Genomic DNA, 20,993 nt, shown 5'->3' with positions numbered 1-20,993 from the left:
TGTGCGATTGCGCGCAACCCATCACATAGCTGTGGAAATACCCAGCGTCTCACTTCCTTTTCCGAGTGGGTATCGACTCGGAAGCCCCCGCGGTCGTGAACAGGGGGCGGGGAGCCCCGTGCGATGGAATGCGCTGCTTGCCATGCGAGAACGAGCTTTGGGTCGACGTAGGGTGTGGTCATAGCTGATCGTATGTCGTGCTCAGATGGGGGCGCATTCTCCGGCGACTACACGTGCTGTGCCATCTTGACTCTCAGCCGCGACGTCTCCGTGACTTTTGACTAAAGCATTACCCTGTCTCAGCAACTAAGACGGCAACTATGGGGCAGGACGAAAGGAAGGCTTAAGCAACCCACGTAAATTTGTCCTCAATGGTCGGCCAAATTATGGGTCAACGAAGCGGACGATAGTGGGTAAATGCACACCACTCTCGGCCAATAACGACAGCTCAGACTTCGAAAATATCTGCACCAGTGCATAGCCTAGACCGCGAAAGCACCTCTTTCAGCGCGGCCAGGCCGCGCTCGATCTCGGGCAGATCAACCGCACCGTAGCCGAACACAAGTCCCGAGCGCGGCGACTGCATCAAGTGATAGCGTTCGAGCGTGTGAATCTTCACCGCGCGAGCCGCAAGTGCATCAACAGCGGCGTCCAGATCAACTCCGGGCCGAGCCCAGGCAGCGATGTGCATGCCGTAAAGTGAGGGAATCGGCTCTAGCCAGTCGCTGAAATCCCGCTTGAGCAAGTCGAGCAGCAACTGGCGTCGCCGCCTATAGATCTGACGCATCTTGCGGACGTGATGCGCGAGATGGCCCTCCGCGATGAATGCACAGACGCCGGTCTGAAGCGGCGTCGAGCAATGCCAATCGAGGCAGTTTTTCGCCGCGACCAAGGTGCGCCGCGCCCAGTCCGGCACCACCATAAAGCCGAGACGCAAAGACGGAAGCATGCATTTCGAGAAGGTGCCCACATAGAAAACCACATCGGCCGGATCGGCGGCACGAAGCGATTGCAGCGGATTGCCTTCATAGCGGAACTCGCCGTCATAGTCGTCCTCGACGATGACGGCCCCATGCTGGCGGGCGAAATTGACCAAGGCGGTGCGGCGGCACTTCGACATGGTGACGCCTAACGGAAACTGATGCGATGGGCAGACGCAGATCACGCTGACACCTGGCGGCAGGCTATCCACCACCAGCCCCTCCTCGTCTACCGGCACTGGCACGATCCGGGCGCCGGCGGCGGCAAATGCGACGCGCATCGGCGGATAGCCGGGATCCTCGACCGCTACCACTGTCTCGCCTGGCGTCACCAGGATGCGGGCCAAAAGGTCGAAGGCCTGCTGCGCCCCCGCGGTCACCACTACATCCTCAGGACGACATGCAACGGCGCGGGTCAGCGCGATATGGTTGGTGATGGCCGCGCGCAAATGAAAATTACCCTGATTGCCTTGCGGACTTTTGTATGCGGCGGGCTTTTTCTCAAGACCTCGCAACTGCTTGGCGCTGACGCGGCGATAGACGTCGAACGGGAACAGGCGCGAATCGATCAAGGCGGGACGGAAATCGATCGGCGCTTCGGCGCGAGAGACGGTCGGCGAGTCGTCGCGCCAGAACCCCATCGCTGCTGTCACATCCTCCTGGAGCCAGAAGGTATTTAGCCGGTACGTGCTGGCTGGCGAAGGTAACGATGCGGGTTCCGGGGGCAGATCGGCGACATAGGTGCCCGAGCCGTGGCGGGCGACGACGAGGCCCTCATTCGACAATCGGTCATAGACCTCGGCCACGGAGTTGCGCGAAAGGCCGAAGAACGCAGCCGATTTGCGGCTCGCGGGCAGTTGGGTACCGGCAGTGAGGCGGCCGTCTTGAATGGCGTCCTTCAATTGACGATAGAGAAAGCGGCCGGCATCCCGCGATCCTGCGACAGGGCGTTCAATCTCGATCTCAAACAACGGATCCATCAAGTGACCCACCCATATTTTCGCAGAGTGGCCCTTTTTGTCTGGGCCACTTCCAGCATAGCTTAGGAGAGTGCGCTGACAGAACTGCGGTAGATCCGATGAGATCGATGCTTTCTGCCGGCCTTGGCGCGCGGCTATTCGCCGGCGCCAGCCTCATCCGCAGGCATGTGTGAGCCGTTAGCCGATTAATGTTTTGGAGAAACAAATGAAACATCGAGTGAAGCATTGGGCGCAGATGGCGTTAGTTCTCGGGGCCGTCGCCGGCATCGCTCTTTCCTATCCCCGCGTCGGAGCATCCCAGTCGACGGCTCCTCCCAGCGCGATGCGCGATGGACAGCACGATTTTGATTTCAACATTGGCGTGTGGCACACCCACATCAAGCGAATTCTTGATCCGTTTGCGAGCAGTTCGGCATCCGTTGAACTGAATGGAACGGTGACCGTGCGCAAGGTATGGGATGGCAAGGCCGAACTGGAGGAGATCGAAGCGGACGGACCGAAAGGCCACTGGGAGGGCCTTACGCTCTTCCTGTACAACCCGAGCGCGCACCAGTGGACTCAGTCGTTCGCCAACAGCAAGGTCGGAACACTGTCGTCCAATATCGGTGAATTCAAGGATGGCCGAGTCGTGCTGATTGGCCAGGACAATAGCGTGTATGACAAGACGATCCTGGTGAAGGCCATGTGGTCCAACATCAAGCCGGATTCGCACCAATACGAGGAGTCGTATTCGAATGATGGCGGGACGACATGGGTACGATCGTTTACCGCCAACTTGACCCGATTGAAACAGTAAGCATCGACCTTCGCCTCTTGAGGACGATCACCGCAGGGTCGCCTTCAAGAATCCGATCGTGGGGAATCTCGCAAAACTTCGGTAAGTGCCCTCTCTCGGGCTAAACCGCATGGACTCTCTCGGTCGCACAAAACAATCGCCCGACGCTCAGCGCGCGATTCGTCCGATTTTTGGACGTAGCGCGCTTGACCGATCAGGGTGTCGCCTCTTTCCAGATCAGCGTCTGCGCCGGAGCCAATGGCACTTGGCCGTGCACTATCGTCGCCGTTGGTGGCAGCACGGGTGAAAATGGCTGGGTGTTGTAGTTCACCATGAAATTTAATCCACCTCGCCACTCGGTGAATACAGCTTTCGGTAGATCTTCAATCGCCACGCCCGCGCGTCGATAAACACCGCGTACGACTTCGCGCTCCAGTTCGCCGTCGTCGGTCGACACGCCGATCATGGTGACCGTGCCGCGGCCCAGCGTGCGGGTGATCGCGGCCGCCTTGCCGGTGTAGTAATGATCGGCATACGTGGCGAGCACCTCGGTACCTTGCCGGGGCGTAAGAATGTCGGCCCAGCGATGCCAGGCATGCGTCTTGCCGCCTGCACTCACCTGCCCGTTTGCACTCTCCGGCAACATGTCGAAACCATCGACGTCGGCGCCGATCAGGTCGAGGATCGGCGTCGACCATGGCCCTTCGTGGAAATGCCCCAACGCGTTCTTCTGGCCGGTGCGGCTCGTCAAGATCAAATGGCCGCCCTGCTCGACATAACGCCGCCATTTCTTCGCCAACGCATCGCCTACCATTTGATAAGCCGGCGCGATCAAGAACGGATAGCGGCTGAAGTCATCGCCTTCGGCGACGAAATCCATGGGCGCACCGGTGCTCTTCACTATCTGCGTGTACGTGTTTCGATAGGCCCAGCTTTTCCATAGGGAGGTTTGCGGCTGGATCTCCAGATCCCAGAACACATCCTGGCTCCACAGATAGCCCGTGTACCGCGCGGCTAGCCGTGCGGGCAGCCGCGCGTGCGGGTCGAGTTTCGCCGCGAGCGCCTTGATGTCGCGCAAGGTATCGACAAATTCGCGTCCGCTGCGAGAAAGCGTCACGCCATCGGTGCCGACGATGCCTTCGTGGTACATCTCGCTGCCGCGCAGTGGGTGGCGATAGCGGTAGGTGCTGAGCAATGAGGCGCCCGAGGCGAAGCTGTGCCACATCCACATGCTGATCGCGCCGGGCATCGGTTGCGGGTTGATCTCGCCCCAATTCACCTGGCCCGGTTGCAGCTCCATCACGCCAAACGTACCGGTGAGGGAACGGAAATAGGCGGCGGCCTCCATCAAGTTGGCTGGTTTGCCGATCGCATAGCTATCGCCGCCGAGTACATTCGCACCGGCGACGGGGTAGAGCGTGAAGGTCGGGAAATCCAGACCATGACTGCGTCGGGGATCGGTGGCGGTGCTGACGTTGGTGTAGTTGGTCGTCACCCATTGCGCGGGGCCTGCGAGTTTCTTGATGATCGCCGCCTGCGCATCGAGAAAGTGTGCCGTGGTGTCTGCCTGGAACCGGGCGAAGTCGAGCAGCGCATGCGGGCTCAGTTTGTCTTCGGCAGCGAGTGTCGCATTGGGTAGCCGCACTTCTTTGAGGCTCGTGTAGCGGCTGCTCCAGAACGAGCCGCCCCATGCCGTGTTCATGGCGTCGATGCTGCCGTATTTATCCTGCAACCAGTGCTGGAATGCATCGCGAGCGCTATCGCTATAGTCGGAAAACGAGCCGGGCTCATTGTCCACCTGCCAACCCCATACGCGACGGTCATGGCCATAATGCTCGGCCATGGCTGTTACCAGCCGCGTGACGAAAGCCTGGTATTTCGGATTGGCCAGTGATACTTCCGCACGGATGCCGTGTTCGTGGCGTTGGCCGTGTTCATCCACTCGATAAACTTCTGGATAGTGTTCGTCCATCCAGCTCGGCGGAGCCGCCGAAGGCGTGCCGAGAACGACGCGCAGCCCCGCCTTGTCGGCCAGATCGATGGCGTGGTCGAGCCATTCGAAATCGAAGCGGCCTTCTTCCGGCTCCAGATAGGTCCAACTGAATTCAGCCATATGGGTGAAGTCGAAGCCGAGCCGGGCTATGCCATTGAAGTCGCGCTGCCACTGGTTGCGCGGCCATTGCTCCGGGTAATAGAACACGCCGAAGCTCATCGGCTCGCGCTGCCGCAGCAACGTTGCGCCCTGAACCGGTAGCCGATGTTGATCGCCGGTATCGCCTGCACTTGCGGCAGCGGCAGTGGTCATCACGGCGACGGCGATCAACGCCATGAATAAGGGCCGAAACATGTGCTGCGCCTTTCGCTGAATTTAAATGTCAACTTATACTACTATTTAGAACTCCTGCCATCTTGGTACGCGACCCAATCAATGAGCGCATTGACTCCAGATGCAGCGCTAGTGCTGGCTCAAACGCACTGGCGCATCCATGGCGACATCAGCGCGCTGCCATCCTACGCCGATCAGAATTTCCGCATTCGCACCGATCATGGCGAGTATGTTCTAAAGGTGGCGCACCCGTCATGGACGCGCATGGATCTGGAGCTTGAAAACCAGGCCATGATGACGCTTGCCGAGCGCGAGCCGGCACTGCAATGGCCCCGTGTGCAGCTTGCGGTGAACGGTGAACATTTGTTGACGTTGCCGATGGCCGGCCAGGCATGCCAAGTACGCATGCTGAGCTTTGTACCGGGCGCAACCTATGCGGATGCTATCGGGGCATTGTCGTCAGTGCAGCGCAAGGCATTGCAAGAGAGTCTCGGCGGCGCTGTCGGCACGCTGACGCGCGGGCTGCGGAACTTTCACCATCCCGCCGCCGAGCGCCGGCACGATTGGAATCTCATGCGGTTGCCGGCCCTGCTGGGCGAAATATCCCATATCGGCGATGCCGACCTTCGCGCCACCGTGCAGGCGCAGGTAACCGCGTTTTGCGCACAATTGCCGCAATGGCGGGCGCAGCTCCCGATCACGGTGCTGCATAACGATGCCAACGATTTGAATGTGATCGTGGCCGCTGACGGCCATGGCGAGCAGCGGGTTCGCGCAGTGATCGATTTCGGCGATATGTGCACCAGCTTCCGTCTCGCCGACCTGGCTATCGCATGCACCTACGCCATGCAGCACGAGGCCGATCCCGTGGCTTGCGCGCGCGCCATCATTCGCGGTTATCTGGCGCACTGCCCGTTGCTGCGTATCGAACTTGAGCAGTTGCCCACATTCATCCTCGCGCGCCTTTGTCATAGCGTACTGATGGCGACGCGCGCACATCGAGAGCAGCCGGATAACCCGTTTGTTCTGGTATCGCAGCAAGGTGTGCGGGTGTTATTACGCCAGCTTGCCGAGATCGATCGCGATGCCATCGTTGGCCCCTTTCTGGAACCGCGCCATGACTGACCCCACCGACTCCCGCTCTGCTTTCGGCGCCACCTCGGACGCCATACCGCAGCGGAGCAATGATGAGATTCTGCGACTGCGCAAACAGCTCTTGAATCCGACCCTCAGCGTGGCCTACCAGCAGCCGCTCAAAATGGTTCGCGGTGAAGGCGTCTGGCTGTATGACCAGCACGGTCAAGCTTATATGGACATGGTCAACAACGTTTGCCATGTCGGACATTGCCATCCGCGCGTGGTCCGGTCCGGGCAGGCGCAAATGGCGCAGCTCAACACCAACACCCGCTATCTTCACGACAACATCGTTGAGTACGCGTTGCGCTTGACCGCGACATTGCCAGAACCGCTGTCGGTGGTGTTTCTCACCAACTCGGGCACCGAAGCGAACGATCTCGCCCTTCGCCTGGCGCATGCACACACCCAGGCACAAGGCGTGATCGTTGTGGACCACGCTTATCATGGCCACTCGCCGTCGATGATCGAGCTGAGCCCCTACAAATTCAACGGCAAAGGCGGAGCGGGGCAGCGCCCACATATTGGCGTGGTGGCCATGCCCGACACTTATCGAGGGATTTTTCCCGATACTCCCGACGCCGGCCGCCTATATGGCCAATTGTTGCCATCGGCGATGGCGAGCTTGCGTCAGCGCCACATCGCGACAGCAGCGTTCTATTGCGAATCGCTATTGGGCTGCGGGGGCCAGATCGTGTTGCCCGAAGGCTATCTTGCCGAGGCCTACGCAGCAGTGCGCGCAGCCGGAGGCGTGTGTCTGGCCGATGAAGTACAAGTCGGTTTCGGCCGAGCCGGCGAACACTTCTGGGCGTTTGAGTGCCAGGGCGTCGTGCCCGATATCGTTACCATGGGAAAGCCCATCGGCAATGGCCACCCCATGGGGGCGGTAGTGACCACGCCGGAAATCGCAGCCAGCTTTGTCAGCGGCATGGAATACTTCAATACCTTTGCCGGCAATCCGGTGTCATGCGCCATCGCGCTGGCCGTACTGGACGTGATCGCCGACGAGCAGTTGCAGGAAAACGCCCGTCGCGTCGGCGACTTTTTGATCGCCGGGCTACGCCAGTTACAGCAACAATACGACGGTATCGGCGACGTGCGGGGGCGCGGACTATTCATCGGCGTCGAGCTGATGCAAGGCCGCACCCCCGACCCACAGAAAGCAAAGGCCGTGGTGGAAGCCATGAAGGCGCGGCATGTTCTGCTCTCCACGGAAGGGCCTGACGACAACGTCCTCAAGATCAAGCCGCCCATGGTATTCAGCCGCGCCAACGCCGAAGAATTTCTGGACAAGCTCGATCAGGTGCTGCACGGATCCTGACCGCGACGCTGATTCACTTAGAGCGAAGTGTGGGGAGTTTTTTGGCGCTTCCCTTGCGCTTCTTGTGCAGATTGGCCTGCGAGTCGGCAATCATCCCTTGCATCGCCTTGCGCGCGACTTCCGGCTGCTGGCGACGAATCGCTTCAAGCACCTTTAGATGGTGCGGCAGCGAATATTTGAAATCGCCGGCTGTTTGCGCCGACAGCACGAAAAACATGCCAAGCGCACTCTCGATCACGGAAAAAAGCGAGATAACCAACTCGTTGCCGGTAGCTTGAAGCACGGCATTGTGAAAGCTGAGATCGGCCACAGCCCATTCGTCGGAATTTTGCGCGGCCTCCATTTGACGGTAAGCGTGATCGATCTTCGATAGCTGAGCCGCCGTGCGTCGGCGCGACGCCGCTGCAGCCGCTGCCGGCTCGATGATTTCCCGCATCTCCACCAGCTTTTCGATGAAGTCATCCGTCGGCATCGACGCGCAACGCCATGAAAGGACATCCGCATCTAGTTGGTTCCAGGATTCCTTGGGACGAACGCGAGTGCCGGTTTTCGGGCGCGCTTCAATCAGGCCCTTGGCGGACAGTACCTTCAACGCTTCGCGCAGCGCCGTGCGACTTACTTCCATGCTTTCGGCCAAGACCTCCTCGCGCGGCAACACGTCCCCTGGACGCAAATCACCGACAACAATTCGCCTGCCCAACTCGCGGACTACATGGCCGTGCAAACTGCGCGCATCCGTAGCTTTCATGATTGACCCTTCTCTCCGCGGTAGGTGCGCTCACCGCATTGTGCTGCCGTTTTAGTTTGAGTGCTGCCGCATGCTGCAGCGCAGCGATTTTAGAATTTATCATACAAACCTATCAGGTAAAGTTTGTACGGCTCTGCGGACACTGCCAGGCCTTTGGCGAATCTCGATGCGCTGTACTGCCGCGCATGCTCCAAGGGCTTCCTTGAGCACTATCGACGCGCGCCACGGATGCGCCTGGCACGCTCAGGCGAATGCACCCGAATCGAGACTGGACAGGCCGCGCGCAAGTACCGCCTGAATCGCCACCTTGTGAAAGGTTACCGACGCCGCGCGATCGGGTGCGTTATTCCGTCCTCTCAAACGTATATTAATATTGTAGGACAAATATAAATTCTGGGCTACGATGCAGCCCCGCCGACGCGATATCCGCGGTCAGTGCGATGGGGATGAATAAGAGGCGGGGCAACGTCGGAGATCGAACGGAATTCGCCGCCATGCAGGCGCCGCGACAGCGGCCAGTACAAAGAAGAAAACAGCATTTATTGGATCATTTATTTGTCTTGGGGAGGAGATTTCAAAATGAGCAATTGCAGGCAATTCAAGCGCCGGATCCTGGCTATGGCTATCGGTGCCATGCTGACGTCCGGTGTCATCCACGCGCAGGATACGGCGGCCCAAACCACGCCAGCCGCTGACCAAGGCAAGCAGAAGCCATCCGCGACACAACCCGTACAGACGCTCAACCAGGTCGTCGTCACCGGCAACTCGACAGCCGGCGGTATCCGGCGGATCGATGCCAGTTACTCGATCACCACAGCCACACGCGATCAGATCAAAGAACTCAATCCCGTCAGCGTGTCGGATCTTCTCAAAGTATCGCCGGGTGTCTATCCGGAATCGTCCGGCGGGCAGACCGGCGCCAACATCGAGGTCGCCGGCTTTCCTTCGGACAGTGGCGCGCCGTTCGTCACCTTGCAGATGAACGGCTCGCCGCTGTTCCCGAAGTGGGATTACTTCACTGACGCCATGTTTCGCCTCGACGACACCATCGACCGCGTCGAAGCCTTGCAAGGCGGCCCTTCGGTTCTGTACGGCAACGGCCAGCCGGGACTGATCGCGAACTTCATCCTCAGAGAAGGCAGCAGTGTGCCCTCGGGCGACGTCGGCCTGACCTATGGCTCAGAGGGCATGGTGCGCCTGGATGGCTTCTACGGTTTCCCCATCGGCGGCAAGAATAGCGGCTGGTATGGCAGCATCGGCGGCTTCTGGCGCAAGTCGGACGGCGTGCGCGATCCGCAGTTCGCCGCCGACAAGGGTGGCCAGCTCACCGCCACCTTGAGCCATGATCTTGAGCACGGCTCGATCATGTTCTATGCGCGTGACTTGAAGGACAAAAACCAGTTCGTCACCGACACGCCCATCCTCAATCCTGCGCCCGGCAAATTCTCGCCCTATCCTGGCTTCAGCCCCTTGACCGGCACTTTCGGCAGCAACGCGGATCGCCGTCAGTTCTTCGAAACTACGCCCTGCTTTACTGCCGGCTGCAGCCCAGGCGGCATCAATGTCGACATGGCCAATGGTCAGGGCGGCGACGTGCATATACTCGGCGCCAACCTGGACCTGAGCTTCGACAACGGCTGGGCGCTCTCGGACAAGTTCATCTTCGTCGCCGGCAACATGGACACCAGCGCCTTCTTCAGTACCGGCGCGAACCCGTCCACGCTGGGCGGCTTCATCTCCGATTCGGCGACTGCGTTCGGCCTGCCGTCGAATCTGCAGGCCACTGCGACCTATACCAATGGCAAGGCGGCGAATCTCAACGAGAACGTCACCATCCAGAACCCCGAGTACATCCACAAGCGAATCCAGTCGGTCAGCAACGAGTTCCACCTCAGCAAGGAATTGTTCGAGGGCAACACGTTGACCTTCGGCAATTACACGGCGGTGTTCTCCGAGCATCATTCCGAGAACGACGGCGCCAACCAGTTGCTGCAGGCCAAGAGCAACCCGAACCCGATCGTGGTCAATCTCAGCGACGGCACCAACAACTACGCGCTCACCGACAAGCAAGGCCTGTACTGGAACTCGCAGCCGCAGTCGTGGATGGCATTCAACGAAAGTTGGCACGCCACCACCACGGCATTCTTCCTGGCCGACGAGTGGAACGTCGGCAACTGGCGCTTCGACGGCGGCGCACGCATCCAGCACGACGACATCGGCGGGCGTTTCCAGAACACCACCTCGGGCGACCTCGACAACAACCCGTACACCGTCTACAACAACAACGCCGAGTACCTGAGCAACAGCTTCCGCCACGTGTCGGGTTCGCGCAATGCGCCGTCCTGGACACTGGGCGCGAACTACGCGCTGAGCAAGAACATGAGCCTCTATGCACGCATCAACGACGGCGTGTTTCTGCCCAGTTTCGACGATATGGTGAACCTGCAGAGTCCGCCGGTGGAGAAGATCCACAATATGGAGCTCGGCTTCAAATACCAGTCTCCGTGGATCTTCGCCGACATCAGCGCCTACCGCCGGCTGTTCCACGGCGTGCCGTATTCGATCCAGCTCGCCAGCGGACAGGTCAACCTCGTCTACGGCTCGGTCACCAAGGGCCTCAATGCGCAGGTGACGGTGACCCCGTTCGAGCACTTCTCGGTCGCGCTCAGCGGCAACTATATGGACGGCCACTACTCCGGCTACGCTAGCTGCGTGCCCTACGTCGGCCAGGACGGCAGCAACCTGTGCAGCAGCATTAACGGCATGCGCCTGGATCGCCAGCCGAAGCTGCAGTACCGCCTGACCCCGTCCTATGTGATCCCGACCGCCTGGGGCAACATGAAGCTCTGGGTCACCTATGAGCATATGGGCGACCGCTATGGCGACCAGTTGCAACAGCAGCCGCTGGGTAGCTACTACGCCTTGAGCTTCGGTGCCGCCGCCAACATCGGCGAGCATTGGGCGCTGACCCTGCGCGGCACCAATATGACCAACCAGATCGGCATTACCGAAGGCAACGCCCGATTGTTCGGCTTTGCCAGCGGCGGCGGCGTGATTCTCGCCCGCTCGATCGAGGGGCGTGAGGTCAACTTCCAGGCCAAGTACAAGTTCTAAAGATCGTGCTCGCGCAGATCGCCTGCATTCGTTGATGTGCGTCGCGCCAGCCGACACTGTCGGCGCGACGCACATCGCAGGCGGTTCCGTGACCTGAACTTACCGCCTCATCTACATTGGGCCAAAGGCATCATCAACAGCGGCCTGCAGCAAGGAACGTCATCTCATGCGCCGATCCAGCAAAACTCCATTCATCGCCGCGGCCGCCCTCGCACTGGCCCTTGCCGGAGGGAGTGTCGGCGCTGAGCCGGCGACTGATCCGGGCGACGGTGACGCGCTGTATTTCGACTTACTCGACCTGCACGGCGCAGCGCAGACGCCAACGGATCGAAGCTTCAACATCTTTTTCGATGCCGGCTCGTGGCACGGCTACAGCCTGCCGCCCGTTGCCGACGCTTCCACGGGTTTTTCCGGTCCGTTCGTACACAGCCTGGCCGACGGCCAATGGGTCGGCTCACGCTTTGCGCAATTGATATTGAAGGACAGCGCGCACCACCAAGACATCGCCCTGACCGCAGCCGAGGGCCATGCCGCGCCGGGTTATCTGATGCGTCGTTTTGCCGGACCGGGCCTGACGGTGCGCGAGACTTTGTTTTTTGCCGACTCGTGGCACGCGCTGGTGCGCATCGAGCTGACGGCAACAGAGCCCAAGGACGTGAACCTGTCCGTGGCGGGGCGCGTCATGCAATCTCAGCAGAACGGACTCGCCAAGGACGGGGATGCGGTGACGCAAACCTTCGCCCATTCGTATTCGAAGTTGACCACACGACTTCATGTCGACGGCGCGCCCGACTATCGAATCGCTCTGACGGGAACCGACTACCGCATCGAGCTGGGCCAGCCCCTGCACCTGGAACCGCAGCAAACCACCACGGTTTTCGTCGAGCAGACCCTGGTCTATGACAGCCGTAGCGAAACACCGGCGCCGGTCGATGACGCCATCGCGTGGCCGCAGAACCGAGCGCGCTGGTCCGGTTACCTGACGTCCGTCGCATCGAGCCACCTGCCGGGCTTGCCCGATGAAACCGCTCGGCGCGTTTCCGTAAAAGCCATGATGACCTTGCTGGGCAACTGGCGCGCAGCGCGCGGCGACATGCATTACGACGGTGTGATTCCCTCTTACTCCAACCCGGACTTCAACGGCTTCTGGGCCTGGGATTCCTGGAAGCACGCAGCAGCGCTGGCCCATTTTGCTCCCGAGCTGGCACGCGACCAGATGCGCGCCATGTTCGACTACCAGGGCGCTGACGGCATGGTGCCCGACTGCATCTACCTGGACAAAGCGAACAATAACGAGCGCGACAGCAAACCTCCGCTGGCCGTGTGGGCGGCGCTGAAGATCTACCAGGCAACCGGCGATCAGGCCTTTCTTGCCGAGATGTACGACAAGCTGGTGCGCTATCACCGCTGGTGGTTCAAGGCACGCGATCACGATCGCAACGGCCTGGCCGAGTACGGTTCGACCGACGGAACCAAGGTCGCCGCAGCATGGGAAAGCGGCATGGACAACGCCGTTCGCTTCGACCACGTCACGATGCTCGACAATGGCGATGGCGCCTGGTCCATGGATCAGGAGTCTGTCGATCTCAACGCCTATCTCTATAAGGAGAAACTCGACCTGGCAGAGATCGCCGGCGTTCTTGGCAAGACCCAAGCGCAAGCCCAATGGCGGCAAGAAGCGGCGACGATGAAGGCGCCTATTCAAGCGCGGATGTTCGACAAGACGCTGGGTTACTTCTTCGACGCCAAGCTGGGCCAAGACGATCGCGTGCGTATTTTCGGCTCGGAAGGCTGGGCGCCGCTGTGGGCCGGCGTGGCGAGTCCGGCTCAGGCCAAGTCGGTGGTTCGGGTGATGCTGGACCCGAAGAAGTTCGCCACTGTCATGCCCTTCCCGACGCTTGCGGCCGACGATCCGCGGCTCTCACCGATCAAGGGCTACTGGCGCGGTCCGGTATGGCTCGATCAGGCTTATTTCGGCGTCGAGGCGCTAAGGCGTTACGGCTATGAGCACCAGGCCGACGACATGGCTCGCCGCCTGGTGCTCCATGCCGAGGGCCTGACGCAGCAGGCCCCGTTCTATGAAAACTACGATCCGTTGACGGGCCGGGGTTATCAGTCGCGCAATTTCAGTTGGTCGGCCGCCAGCTACTTACTGTTATTGCAGAAAAGAACCCGTGAGATACGCATGCACTGAAACCTGTTCGACCAAGGCGGCAAGGTGATGGATCAATCCAGACGAACCATCACCACGCCATGCGACGGTACCTCGGCGGAGAAACTGCCTTTTGCTCCGGGCAAGTCCTTATGAGCCCACAAGTCGCGCACCTTCAGACTCAACGATGAGGGAAGGTGCAAGTCATTCCATGTCGCCGTGATCGTGTGACTGGCACTGCTGCGATTCAACAGAACGATAGCGCGACCACCACCTTTCAGTGGCCGGGCCCAGACCTCGTAGTCGCCCTGCTTGGCCACCCGACTTGCCTCCACGCCTAGCGGGTCTTGATCGATGGCGATCACTTCCTTGTTGGTCAGGATGGCTTTGATATCCGGCGTCATGGCGGCGAGATCGTTGCCGGCCATCAAGGGCGCCGCTAGTACCGCCCACAGGCTGAAGTGCGACTTGTATTCCTCCAGCGTCATCTTGCCGTTGCCGACCTCCAGCATGTCCGGGTCGTTCCAATGACCGGGGCCGGCGCGGCCTTCCAGACCGACCTGCAGATCAAGGATGTCCATCACGCCATGCTCGAAGCCGTGCTTGCCCTGCCAGTGGTCGTAGATGTCGTCGGTGGTGCGCCACAGATTGCCGATCGTCTCGCCCCATAGCCAAGGTTTGTTCAGACCCCATTCGCAGATGCTGAAGACAATCGGCCGCCCGGAGGCGCGCAACGCGTCGCTCATGGTTTCGTAGGTCGATTTGGCGTCTTGGGTATACGTCGAGCACCAGTCGTATTTCAGATAATCGACACCCCAGGACGCGTAGGTGCGTGCATCCTGATACTCATGCCCCAAGCTGCCCGGACGCTTGCCGCAGGTCAGCTTGCCCGCATCCGAGTAGATGCCGAACTTCAAACCCTGGGAGTGGATGTAGTCGCCAAGCGCGCTCATGCCGGAGGGGAAGCGTTTGGGATCGGCGACGATTTGCCCTTTGGCGTCACGCCCGCTCTGCCAGCAATCGTCGATAACGATGTACTCGTAGCCGGCGTCCTTCATGCCGGAGCTGACCATGGCATCGACGGCCTGGCGAATCACCGTCTCGTTGATCTGGCAGCCGAATTTGTTCCAGGTGTTCCAGCCCATCGGCGGCGTCAGGGCGAGGCCGTTGGCGTGCCTGGGCGGCTGCGGCGGAGCGCTATCGGCGATAGCCGGAGCGGCATACATGCATCCAAGAACCAGAAGGCCGATCAGACAACCAAAGATCCGCTTCACGGAGAGTCCTTCCAATGAGTGAGTAGGGTGAGGCCGCCCGGCGGTGTGTAGCAGGCGACCGCAAAGAAAAGATCAAGCCTCGACGCGGATCATCACCACACCGTGCGGCGGCACATCGGCGGCGAAACTTCCCTTCGCCTTGGACAGATTCTTGTGGCTCCACAGGTCGCGCACGCTCAGCCCCAGCGCTGCCGGATAGCCCAGCGTCTCCCAAGTCACGCCGATCTTGTGGGTTTCCTTGCCGCGATTGAACAGTACGATCGCGCGGCCACCGCCCTGCAGCGGCTTGGCCCAGACTTCATCGTCGCCGTTCTTGGCGATGCGGTGGCCCTGAACGCCCAGGGCATCCTGGTCAACAGCGATAATTTCCTTGTTGGTGAGGATCGACTTGGTTTCCTCGCTCATGCGCGCCAGGTCATTGCCGGCCATCAGCGGCGCGGCCAGCACCGCCCACAGGCTGAAGTGCGATTTGTATTCCTCGAAGGTCATGCCGCCGTTACCGACCTCCAGCATGTCAGGATCGTTCCAGTGGCCCGGACCGGCATAGCCCTCCAGCCCTTGCTGCATGTCCAAGATATTGGTCATGCCATTTTCGCGGCCTTCGCGGCTCTCCCATCCGTCGTAGATGTCGCCCGACATGCGCCACAAGTTACCGATCGTCTCGCCCCATAACCAAGGCTTGTTCTGCCCCCATTCGCAGAGACTGAAAACGATCGGCCGCCCGGAAGCGCGCAGGGCATCGCTCATGGTCTCGTAAGTCGATTTGGCGTCCTGACTGTAGGTCGAACACCAGTCGTATTTCAGATAGTCGACCCCCCAGGCGGCGTATTGGCGGGCGTCCTGGTACTCATAGCCGCGGCTGCCTGGACGGCCCGCGCAGGTCTTCTTGCCGGCGTCGGAATAGATACCGAACTTCAGGCCCTTGCCGTGGATGTAATCGGCCAATGCCTTGATGCCCGAGGGAAAGCGTTTCGGATCGGCCTGAATGTCGCCGTTGAGATCGCGTTCGCCGTGCCAGCAATCGTCGATGACCACATATTGATAGCCGGCGCCCTTCATCCCCGAGCTGACCATCGCGTCCGCAGCCGCGCGGATGACGCTCTCGTTGATATCGCAGCCGAATTTATTCCACGAGTTCCAGCCCATCGGTGGCGTCAGAGCCAGACCATTGGATTGCCGGGGCGGCCGTGGGGGCGCGGCTTCCGCGCTTGCAAACGAGGCCATGAATAGCAGGCCGAACACCAACATCAACAAAACCAAGGCGAACCGTTTCATCGAGTTCCTCAATCGTCTGGTCTGTACTGGCCCGGCCAAACTACTGCCTGGCGTCGCGATAGCTTCCCGCAGCCTACGTTATTTGTATGATAATAGCATTATACCTGGCGGGTCGCCGCAAGACCGGACCTATGTCGCCTTCGTAAGTTGCCAGCACACGGACAACCTGACCCTGCTGCTTGAGGCTGGTGTAACAGGCATCGACACCGCAGAACGGTATCATCCGGCCGACGTCACCTGACGACGACACCGCATCACGAACCTCGGCGACTTCCATCCATGACTCTTCTGGCCTCGGCGCAGCGCACATCTGGTGCGGCAACCGGCAGCACCGCCATCTTCCGCGCATTTCGCGAAGCCGTGGTGACCATGCTCGCCGCCATCGCCACCATGCTATGCGCCCTGGCGATCGACCCCGAGCCAGGTCCGGCGATACTGGCGGTGGTGCTGTGTATCTCGCTTTCGCGCAGTCAGCTCGATCGCCACCGCCAAGGCAGGATCGAGGCAGCCATCGTACTTCCAGTCGTCGGCCTCATCGCAGTCGGTGTCGGCACCCTGTTGCAATTCGCTCCCTGGATCGGCGCACTCGTCTTCACCACGGGCATGTTCGTCTCGATCTGGCTGCGTCGGTTCGGGCCCATGGCAAGCCGCGCCGGTTCGCTTATCGCACTACCCTTCGTTGTGCTGCTCAGCACACCGTATATCCCGACGACGCGAGTCACCCCTATTCCAGCAGCATTGATGCCTGTGGTCGTCGCCTTGCTTGCCTTGCTGTGGGTAGGCGCATTGCATGCGCTCGCCCGCCGGGCGCGCTTTCTCGCACCGGCACCGGTACCGAAGCACTCAGCGCCCGCGCCAGCACGTAGTAGCTCGTTGCAGCCGACGGCCTCCACTCGGATGGCCATTCAGATGGCCACCGCGCTCGCGGCATCTTTCGTGATCGGCTACACCTTCTTCGCCGAACACTGGGCATGGATCGTCCTTACCGCTTTCATCGTCAACAGCGGCAATCGTGGCCGGCTCGACGTCGCCTACAAGAGCGTGCTGCGCGTGCTGGGCGCGGCGGCCGGAACCCTCGCCGCCTTGTCGCTCAGCATGTACGTCGGGTCTCACGACATGACGACCGCCGTACTGATCCTCGTCATGATTTTTCTCGGGATATGGCTGCGGCCGCTGAGTTACGCGTGGTGGGCGCTGTTCGTCACCATCGCGCTTGCCATGTTGCAGGGCTTCGCCGGCTCGCCGGCATTGCACATGCTGTGGCCTCGCCTCGGTGAAATCGTCATCGGCGCGATCATCGGCGTTGCCTCCGCCTGGTTTGTGCTGCCGGTGCGATCGACCTCGGCGCTGCGACGACGCCTGGCGGATGCATTGGCCGCCCTCTCCGAAGCTCTCGACCCCGCGACTCCCATGCGAACATCCGATGACTTCGTCGCAGCAATCGCCAGCGTGGAACAAATGCATCCCGCATTTCGCGCAAGCCGCCTCGTCACCCGGCGCTTCCAGAGCATGCAGCCGGCCGATTGGGTGGATGCGCTGATAGCGTGCAGGGATCCCGCGATCGCACTGATCGGCAAAGACGAAATGCCAGGCAACGTGCGCCGAGCGGTCGGAGCCGCACGCAAGTCGATGCGTGAGCCCCAGGAGATCTTGCCAGCCTTACAAAACTTGCATCGTTCGATGGCCGAATAACCTGGCGACCATGGAGTCACGCTTGATCTATCGCGGCGACTCATCGGCGCCCCATCGGCATCTTCATTTTGTTTCTTGAGGCCAACGACTCGATGTCACTGGCGTAGTAGCCCAAGGTCGCAGAAGGTGGGAGCTGGCGGCATTGCTTTGTTAGCGGCTATCAGTTCACCAATGGCTCGGTCAGCGTAGGCCGCCGTATGCTCAGTGCGGTACCGGCAGCCGCCACGATGATCGCCACGATAGCCAGCCACTGCAGCAGGCTGAGCCGTTCGTCCAGCAACGCCATACCGGCCACCGCCGCGATGGCCGGCTCCAGGCTCAATAGCGTGCCGAACGTGCGCGCCGGCAGCAGAGTCAGCGCGACCATCTCCAACGAATACGGCAGAGCCGAGCTGAGCACCGCCACGCCCAGCGCATAAGGCAGCAGCGCCGGCGACAACAGCGCGCCGCCGGCATGAGCGACACCGAACGGGATCACCAACAAGGCACCGATCGAAGTACCCAGCGTCACCGCGTCGGCGCCGTAGGCCGCTCCCGCCTTCTTCCCCAGCACGATGTACAACGCCCAGCCCACGCCGGCGGCCAGCGCATACATCACACCCACCGGGTCCAGCGCCTGCATCTGCCCGCGTAGCGGCAGCAGCAAGGCCAGCCCGGCAACCACCAGCGCAATCCAGACGAAGTCGAGAAGCCGGCGTGAACCAAACAGCGCTAGCACCAGCGGCCCGGTGAATTCCAACGCGACCGCGATGCCCAGAGGAATCGTGCGCAGCGACATATAGAACACCAGGTTCATCGCACCTATCGAGAGGCCATAGCCCCATAGCGCGCGCCAGTCGCGCTGAGCGCCCGACCTGCGCCACGGCCGCCGCCACAACAACAAGATCAACGCGCTGAGCCCCAGCCGATAGGCGGTAGCACCCTGGGCGCCGACCTGCGGAAACAGGTGTTTGGCCAGCGATGCGCCACATTGGTACGAGACCATGCTGATTAACAGCACGCCGATCGCGAACGCGACCGGAGCGGCGGTGGAGCGTGGTGACATGAGTACAGCCATGAGGGAAAACAGTTCACCCATGATGCCCGCAGCCCCAAAGGAAACCCACTATGCAAACCGCCTCGCCGCCGCCACTGCTGACAGCGGCTGACAGCAGTGATTGGCTCGACCCGCGGAATGATGAATGGATGTCTGGACTCCACCTCTTTGGGCAACCCTAACGGTGCCTTCACCTAGGGCATTATCAAGCAAGGCTATGATCGGGTTAAGCCGATCGGTGGCGTTGCCGGGAGATCAGTGGAGATGGAAACGAAGGATGCCGTCTGGAGTCCTGACGTGCCCAGGTCCATGGACCGCGCGAAATGAAAGCGCGCGACTCGACACGCCCCGATTTACTCGATCGCCCTATTCCAGTGGCGCTGGACCCACAAGCCATCAGTGCCGAGCCGATGGCTTATCTGCAAACGTGGCGGCAACGACTCGGCGATATCTATGCGCTGGATACCCCTGGACCCCTGCTTTCACAATCGCCCGACTGTACCGGCGTGATTGCCGTGTTCGGAGCGACCTATCAGCAAGCGGTTCTGGCCGATATCGAGCGCTTTGTATTACCGGTCTCCGCAGCCATCAGGCTGGAGCTGCCGCCGGCCTTGAGAAACCTCAATGCCGGGCTGCACAGCATGCGTGGCGAAGAACACAGGCGCCATAAGCAACTGCTGTCGCGGGTGCTGTCGAGCGCTCCTGTCAGTGCGACACGGGACGCTGCCGAGCGAGCGGCCAGCCGTGTCTACCGACAACTGCGAAATCAAGGCAACGGCGGCCTGCTGGCCCATATGCGCGAATTGACCTTGCAAGCATCATCGCAACTGCTGTTTGGTGATGCGATGGCAGCCACGCTGGCGCCAGGCCGCTTGATGACTTATTTCCAGCAGCGCCGCGCGGCAGCGGCCCCAGGCATGACCATCGATTCGGCTGCGCGCGCCATGCTGATTCGCATCGGCCTGGAAGTCGATGCCGATCTGCGCGCGTATCGACGCGCCGTGCGCGCAGGCGGGAGCTGCGATGGCTTTGGCGCGCTGGCACCCTTGGCGACCGACGACGCGCTGGATGAAGACGCCTTCGTCGCACACGCCAATATCCTGTTCATTTCCTGCAACGAGCCCATTGCCATCGCCTTGTTCTGGACCTTGCTCGCGCTTAGCCAGCTACCTGATTTGCGCATGCGACTACGTGCCGAGTCGCATGCATTGGACAGCACGGGCCATGGTGGAAATGAACTTGAACCTGCGGCAGCGCCGTTGCTCGACGCCGTACTCAAAGAATCACTGCGTGTGCTTACGCCCAATGCGCTCATGGTTCGCGTCACCCATCAGCCCGTGAAACTGGGGACCCATCGGTTGCCGGCAGGCTGCGAGGTGCTCCTTTCTCCGTTTCTGTCGCATCGCGATCCGCTGCGCTTTTCACACCCGGATCGATTCAGTCCGTCGCGCTGGCACGGCCTCAGCCCATCGCCGTATGAGTACTTTCCTTTCGGCGCCGGCGGCCACGGCTGCATTGGCCGCGTGTTGGCGTGGCGTTTGATACACAGCACATTGGCAGCGCTGATTCGCCAGGGCGATATGGTGCTCGACGGCGATGCGGAAGTAGATTGGTGCGTCCGCATCATGCTGACCCCGACACAAGACCCGCTGGTGCGAGTTAATGACACCGACACTACCCGTCTTGATGATTATGTCGTGGGCGGTCGATTATCCGGGGGCATTGCGGAAATCATCGCACTATCGAATGAATGGATTTGACATCCATAAACTATTATGTAATGTTCAGTTAGGTATAAGCCTCCACTCGTAATTCGACGAGCACGTCTACAGTGTATTTGCCGGGCCACATAATGGCCCCCACATGCAGCACTGAGGAGATGGGATATGGCAACGACTCGCAAATCGAGTACCAAGAAGACTGCTGTTAAGAAGGCCGCTGTCCGGAAAGCCGCCGTCAAGAAGGTTCCGGTTAAAGCCGCAAAGATCAACATCTCTGGACCCATCCCAAAATTGACCTTGTCCATGCCTTTGGACGAGAAGAAAATCGCAGCCATTCATCGCTGTATTCAGAAGGGCTCGCTAAAGGTCACCCTGAACAGGGTCGACCTGGTCAGTGGCAAGCTTGGCAGCGGCTGGCTGTACGACTGAAACAGACTCGCCCTGGCACTCGGCCGGGCCATGACC

General features: G+C 60.6%; 15 protein-coding genes. 9 read left to right on the top strand and 6 right to left on the bottom strand.

Annotated elements, in window-relative coordinates:
* Positions 1 to 448 precede the first annotated feature (448 nt).
* A complete protein-coding gene (pdxR, locus tag DVJ77_RS07095; protein ID WP_114844805.1) occupies positions 449 to 1,960 on the bottom strand; it encodes a MocR-like pyridoxine biosynthesis transcription factor PdxR in 1,512 nt (503 codons plus the stop codon).
* A gap of 205 nt (positions 1,961 to 2,165) precedes the next feature.
* Here pdxR and DVJ77_RS07090 point away from each other — a divergent pair, with 205 nt between their 5' ends.
* Positions 2,166 to 2,756: a hypothetical protein gene (locus DVJ77_RS07090; protein ID WP_162791400.1), complete on the top strand. Its 591-nt coding sequence runs from the start codon at positions 2,166 to 2,168 to the stop codon at positions 2,754 to 2,756.
* Positions 2,757 to 2,949: 193 nt separating this feature from the next.
* Here DVJ77_RS07090 and DVJ77_RS07085 read toward each other — a convergent pair whose 3' ends face one another.
* Entirely contained in the window at positions 2,950 to 5,082 is a 2,133-nt protein-coding gene (locus DVJ77_RS07085; protein ID WP_114844803.1) for a beta-galactosidase, read from the bottom strand.
* A gap of 81 nt (positions 5,083 to 5,163) precedes the next feature.
* On the opposite strand from DVJ77_RS07085, the gene DVJ77_RS07080 reads away from it, so the two are divergent.
* Together DVJ77_RS07080 and DVJ77_RS07075 are read left to right on the top strand one after the other, a co-directional pair.
* Positions 5,164 to 6,186 carry a phosphotransferase gene (locus DVJ77_RS07080; protein ID WP_114844802.1) on the top strand — a complete coding sequence of 341 codons (1,023 nt, stop codon included), beginning with the start codon at positions 5,164 to 5,166 and terminating at the stop codon, positions 6,184 to 6,186.
* Positions 6,179 to 7,516, top strand: coding sequence for an aminotransferase class III-fold pyridoxal phosphate-dependent enzyme (locus DVJ77_RS07075; RefSeq protein ID WP_114844801.1), 1,338 nt, complete (start codon positions 6,179 to 6,181; stop codon positions 7,514 to 7,516). Before DVJ77_RS07080 ends, DVJ77_RS07075 begins: the two co-directional genes overlap by 8 nt.
* Before the next feature lie 13 nt (positions 7,517 to 7,529).
* Here DVJ77_RS07075 and DVJ77_RS07070 read toward each other — a convergent pair whose 3' ends face one another.
* The gene (locus DVJ77_RS07070; RefSeq protein WP_114844800.1) at positions 7,530 to 8,264 is read right to left on the bottom strand and encodes a FadR/GntR family transcriptional regulator; all 735 of its coding nucleotides are present in this window, start codon (positions 8,262 to 8,264) and stop codon (positions 7,530 to 7,532) included.
* 579 nt (positions 8,265 to 8,843) lie between these two features.
* On the opposite strand from DVJ77_RS07070, the gene DVJ77_RS07065 reads away from it, so the two are divergent.
* A complete protein-coding gene (locus tag DVJ77_RS07065) occupies positions 8,844 to 11,378 on the top strand; it encodes a TonB-dependent receptor (protein ID WP_114844799.1) in 2,535 nt (844 codons plus the stop codon).
* 166 nt (positions 11,379 to 11,544) lie between these two features.
* Complete coding sequence (locus DVJ77_RS07060) at positions 11,545 to 13,572, top strand: MGH1-like glycoside hydrolase domain-containing protein (protein WP_114844798.1); 2,028 nt, start codon at positions 11,545 to 11,547, stop codon at positions 13,570 to 13,572.
* 32 nt (positions 13,573 to 13,604) lie between these two features.
* Here the strand turns inward: DVJ77_RS07060 and DVJ77_RS07055 are convergent, their stop codons facing one another.
* Together DVJ77_RS07055 and DVJ77_RS07050 are read right to left on the bottom strand one after the other, a co-directional pair.
* Positions 13,605 to 14,804, bottom strand: coding sequence for a glycoside hydrolase family 27 protein (locus tag DVJ77_RS07055; protein ID WP_225427879.1), 1,200 nt, complete (start codon positions 14,802 to 14,804; stop codon positions 13,605 to 13,607).
* A 72-nt stretch (positions 14,805 to 14,876) separates the two neighbouring features.
* A complete protein-coding gene (locus DVJ77_RS07050; RefSeq protein WP_225427878.1) occupies positions 14,877 to 16,052 on the bottom strand; it encodes a glycoside hydrolase family 27 protein in 1,176 nt (391 codons plus the stop codon).
* Between DVJ77_RS07050 and DVJ77_RS21060 the strand changes: the two genes are divergently transcribed.
* On the top strand, positions 16,027 to 16,320 hold the full coding sequence (locus tag DVJ77_RS21060) for a hypothetical protein (RefSeq protein ID WP_162791399.1): 294 nt from the start codon (positions 16,027 to 16,029) through the stop codon (positions 16,318 to 16,320). The genes DVJ77_RS07050 and DVJ77_RS21060 overlap by 26 nt on opposite strands.
* A gap of 38 nt (positions 16,321 to 16,358) precedes the next feature.
* Positions 16,359 to 17,771 (top strand): FUSC family protein, encoded by a 1,413-nt coding sequence (locus DVJ77_RS07040; protein WP_114844795.1) that lies wholly within the window; start codon positions 16,359 to 16,361, stop codon positions 17,769 to 17,771.
* 160 nt (positions 17,772 to 17,931) lie between these two features.
* Here DVJ77_RS07040 and DVJ77_RS07035 read toward each other — a convergent pair whose 3' ends face one another.
* Positions 17,932 to 18,816, bottom strand: a complete 885-nt coding sequence (locus tag DVJ77_RS07035; protein WP_114844794.1) for an EamA family transporter — start codon at positions 18,814 to 18,816, stop codon at positions 17,932 to 17,934.
* A gap of 314 nt (positions 18,817 to 19,130) precedes the next feature.
* Between DVJ77_RS07035 and apyO the strand changes: the two genes are divergently transcribed.
* Both apyO and apyA read left to right on the top strand, forming a co-directional pair.
* Positions 19,131 to 20,567, top strand: coding sequence for a RiPP biosynthesis cytochrome P450 ApyO (gene apyO, locus DVJ77_RS07030; RefSeq protein ID WP_114844793.1), 1,437 nt, complete (start codon positions 19,131 to 19,133; stop codon positions 20,565 to 20,567).
* A gap of 126 nt (positions 20,568 to 20,693) precedes the next feature.
* Entirely contained in the window at positions 20,694 to 20,957 is a 264-nt protein-coding gene (gene apyA, locus DVJ77_RS21430; RefSeq protein ID WP_225427877.1) for an aminopyruvatide family RiPP, read from the top strand.
* The last annotated feature ends 36 nt before the right edge of the window (positions 20,958 to 20,993 follow it).

The organism is Dyella tabacisoli (assembly GCF_003350925.1).
Taxonomy (GTDB): domain Bacteria; phylum Pseudomonadota; class Gammaproteobacteria; order Xanthomonadales; family Rhodanobacteraceae; genus Dyella_C; species Dyella_C tabacisoli.
This window is presented reverse-complemented; position numbering and strand designations above follow the sequence as displayed.